This is a genomic window from Gordonia paraffinivorans NBRC 108238 (genome assembly GCF_000344155.1).
GTDB classification, from domain to species: Bacteria; Actinomycetota; Actinomycetes; order Mycobacteriales; family Mycobacteriaceae; genus Gordonia; species Gordonia paraffinivorans.
The window spans coordinates 1-3,632 of sequence record NZ_BAOQ01000076.1 but is presented as its reverse complement, the minus strand read 5'-3'; the positions used below and the strand labels follow the sequence as shown (position 1 = coordinate 3,632).

3 protein-coding genes and 1 pseudogene are annotated in these 3,632 nt (G+C 61.9%); 1 reads left to right on the top strand and 3 read right to left on the bottom strand.

Annotated features, from left to right (window positions below; translation table 11 throughout):
• Positions 1–1,362: 1,362 nt before the first annotated feature.
• Both GP2_RS20655 and GP2_RS20650 read right to left on the bottom strand, forming a co-directional pair.
• Positions 1,363–2,181, bottom strand: a complete 819-nt coding sequence (locus tag GP2_RS20655; protein WP_006902597.1) for a DUF3800 domain-containing protein — start codon at positions 2,179–2,181, stop codon at positions 1,363–1,365.
• 204 nt (positions 2,182–2,385) lie between these two features.
• A complete protein-coding gene (locus tag GP2_RS20650) occupies positions 2,386–2,742 on the bottom strand; it encodes an Rv2640c family ArsR-like transcriptional regulator (protein WP_006902596.1) in 357 nt (118 codons plus the stop codon).
• Positions 2,743–2,842: 100 nt separating this feature from the next.
• Here GP2_RS20650 and GP2_RS20645 point away from each other — a divergent pair, with 100 nt between their 5' ends.
• Complete coding sequence (locus GP2_RS20645; RefSeq protein WP_040527658.1) at positions 2,843–3,334, top strand: ArsI/CadI family heavy metal resistance metalloenzyme; 492 nt, start codon at positions 2,843–2,845, stop codon at positions 3,332–3,334.
• A 34-nt stretch (positions 3,335–3,368) separates the two neighbouring features.
• Here the strand turns inward: GP2_RS20645 and GP2_RS21485 are convergent.
• Positions 3,369–3,632: pseudogene (locus tag GP2_RS21485) on the bottom strand (arsenic resistance protein); the annotation flags it as partial.

Here is a 3,632-nt window from a genome sequence, read left to right as displayed (position 1 = left end):
GGTGGTCGGTCGAGTCGGATTCTGTCCCGGCGGAGGCTGCCGTTGCATCACCTGCGCCCGGTGCCGCTGGGTCTGGCTCGCAGTCCGACCAGCTCTGAACTGGCGTTTTAGGATTGTCAGGGTTGATTGCAATGATGTGACTCGTATCCCGATTGCGTACACGACTAGACGAAGCCGTGTCACACTTGGCCACAAGGGACCCACCACACCCTGAACGGAGAGACCTGGAATGACATCTACGTTGCCGACGAGCGAGTTCCGGCATCTCAGTGTCGCTGAGGCTCGCGAGGAGTTGGAGACGCTCATCGAGCGCAGCGGGATGACGCGGGCCGAGTTGGAAGAGCGGGCTGCGAGATGGGACCTCGATGCATCCGAGCGAGGCATCTTGTCAGACATCAGGAGCCTTGAGTTTCTGATCAAGCGAGCCGTTAGTGGAGCTTGATCTTCAGGAACAAGCCAACCGATTCGCGTCTCAGCAAACCCGAGTAGCAAGGGCTCTCGTCGGTGACGACTGTCCGGCCTTTGTAGCAATTGAAGTGGCAGGGTCTGACGCTTTCACGGTTCGGCAGGAGCCTGCTTCGGGGTTGGTTCTACGAGACGGCACGAATCGTCCGCTGTTGAGGCTGGAAGTTCGTTACGAGTGCGTTCTCGACGGGCATCGGACGTACCTCGCAATCGAAAAGGCTGAAGTGCACGTCTTCGTGGAACCAGACGGCAGGAGTCCACTCTTTCGCTACGAGTACGTTCGAAACCTTCGTGACAAACTGCCGTGTGCACATATTCAATTCCATGGAACGCACGCGGAGCTGGAAGCGAGGATGGCGGATGCCGGTGACAGCACCCCTCGGGCAAAGAAGCGGAAGAACGGGAAGCGACCTGTACTACTGAGCGATTTGCACTTCCCGGTAGGCGGACCACGTTTCAGGCCCCCCTTGGAAGACGTTCTCGCGATGCTCATTGTCGAGTTCGGAGTCAAGCCCAACGGACACTCGGTGAAGAAAGCCCTTGATTTCCTTGCGAGCGAGCGCGAGCAATGGAGGCGCACCCAGGTCGCGGTTGTCGTCCGAGATGCACCCAGCAAGGCGGTAGACACTCTCCGAGATCTCGGGTACGTGGTGAAGTGGCCGTGGTGGCGTAGGGTTCTTCGGTGCCAAACGGAGCCCAATGACAATGTGAAGAAACTGCGGAGGTTGTGACTTCCCTGGTGCCCCAGCCACTCATCGTGAGGCGAGCACGTCCGGGTCTAAATCGGCGTGGGTGGTAGACGCTGTGTTGCGAGCAGGTACGCTAGGCACCAGCGCTGAACCTTTCCCTATGGATTGGCTAGGTGCTAGCTGCCCCTCAGCCAAGGCTGGGGGGCCTTCATCTTTTCCGCACGACCACGCCCGGAACGCCGCCGCTCAGCCTGTTGACCGGTGTGTGCATCGCAGGACCCAAGTTGGACCACATGTCGCTCGGACATACCTCGGCAACCTTGCGGCCGGGCGGCTGATACGAGCGCCAGCCAGCGTAGGCGACTAGGTCCGCGATCTGGATGAAGTGTGAATTCTGCGACGACCGGGATACGGGATCGTCGAGGAAGAGAGAGCCTTTCTGACGGATCTGGCCCGTGCCGTACGCGCTCCCCGCAGTCAGGTGTCGCCGAGCTTTTCTGAACTCTCGGCGGACGCCGTGATCCTCGCCCTCGTCGTGTATGACAAGGAGTGGGGCCTTCTCAAACGTGCTCGTTCGCTCAAGCCGGCTCAGTAGGGTTTCCCATGCCATGTGAAAGCAGTCTGGTCCGGAGACCCCCGTAGCGTCCTTGTCGATGACGACGGCAAACGCGCGAGCGTTGAGTTGCTCGAGGATGCTCAGATGTCCTCGGTAAATCAGATGGCGCTGTCTAGGAGCGAGTGCGAGATGCTTGATCGTGCCAGCCCCTCGCGTCAGGTAGTGCGCTTTGAGCTCCCAACGCTGATTGATCCGGAACGTCTGTGACAGCCTGCGGCGGAACCCAATCATCTGGTCAAATGCGCTTGGCCAGTGCTCGTCGGAGATCAACACACAACCAAGGGAGTAACACCTCGTACCGCCCTTCGCGATCGGACCGGTGTCCCCCGACTCGTCGACATACGCCATCAGCACAATGCCCCATTCTGCCCGGCGGTCCCGACACCTCCACGTGAAGGTATCTATGGGCACACTTTGGGCACATTTTGAGCCGAACTACCGTGATTACCAGTGACCCAATGAGACAGGAAAGCGCAGGTAAATGGATACTTCAACGGCTCATCGGGGGCTGCGAATGGGGTTCAAATCCCTCCGCTTCCGCAGAAGGCCCGTCATCGGAGAGACCCCGGTGACGGGCCTTTTCCATGCTGCCGGGGCTGTGTCTCGGAGACGGCGTCACACCGTCGTCGCGAGTGCGGTGCGGAGCGCTTCCAGCGAGTCCGGTCGTGCGCGGTAGTACACGTTCATCCCGCGACGGTCGGGCGTCACCATTCCCGCCTTGCGTAGTTGCCCCAGGTGATGACTCGTCGTCGCCTCGGTGAGACCGACCGCAGCAGCCAGGTCGCAGGTGCAGACTCCCTCTCCCGCCTCGTCGGTGAGCAGGATCGACAGCAGCTTGATGCGTACCGGGTCGGCCAAGGCCTTGAGCCGCAGCGCGATCTCGAGCGCCGTGTCGTCGTCGAGTGGCGCCGCCGAGACCGGCGCGCAGCAGATCGGGGCGCTGATGTCGACCACCGGGAGTGCCTTCGGCATACCACCACCGTACCGACGTGCTTGACATAGGTCGAAAAGGTGGCATCCTGCGATAGTTCGGTCAATTAGATATATGTCTAACAAGTGAAAGGTTGCTGCCATATCCCGGATGCAGCTCGCACTCAACGTCGACGACCTCGACTCCTCGATCGTGTTCTACTCCAAGCTGTTCGGCACCGGTCCGGCCAAGCGCAAGCCCGGCTACGCGAACTTCGCGATCGACGAACCCCCGCTGAAGCTGGTTCTCCTGGAGAACCTGGGTAAGGGCGGCACCATCAACCACCTCGGGGTGGAGGTCGAGTCGAGCGAGAAGGTCCACGACGAGATCGCCCGTCTCGCCGGTGAAGGGTTGTTCACGGATGAGGAGATCGGCACCACCTGCTGCTTCGCCACCCAGGACAAGGTCTGGGTCACCGGCCCCGCCGGAGAGAAGTGGGAGGTCTACACCGTCCTCGCCGACTCGGACACCTTTGGCACGAGTCCGCAGCATCTGGGCGAACCGGCCGCCGCAGCGGGCGACGCGTGTTGCGGCACCGCCGCGGCCATGCCCGAGGATGCGCAGGACGGTAAGGCCGCGCCGTCCTGCTGCTGAGCAGCGACGAACCGCACGCCGGCTCGTCGGCGACTCAGTCGTCTTTCGATGCGGTCGATCGCGCAGGATTTCGGCGGACGAAGCGGGCGCGCAGGGCGAGCGAGACGTACACCAGGGCAACCAGTACCGGGACCTCGATGAGCGGCCCGACGACCCCCGGCAAGCGCCTGCCCCGAGGCCACCCCGAAGGTGCCGATCGCCACCGCGATGGCCAGCTCGAAGTTGTTTCCCGCCGCGGTGAACGCGAGCGTGGTGGTCCGTTCGTAACCGAGGCCGATCGCAGCTCCGACCAGATAGC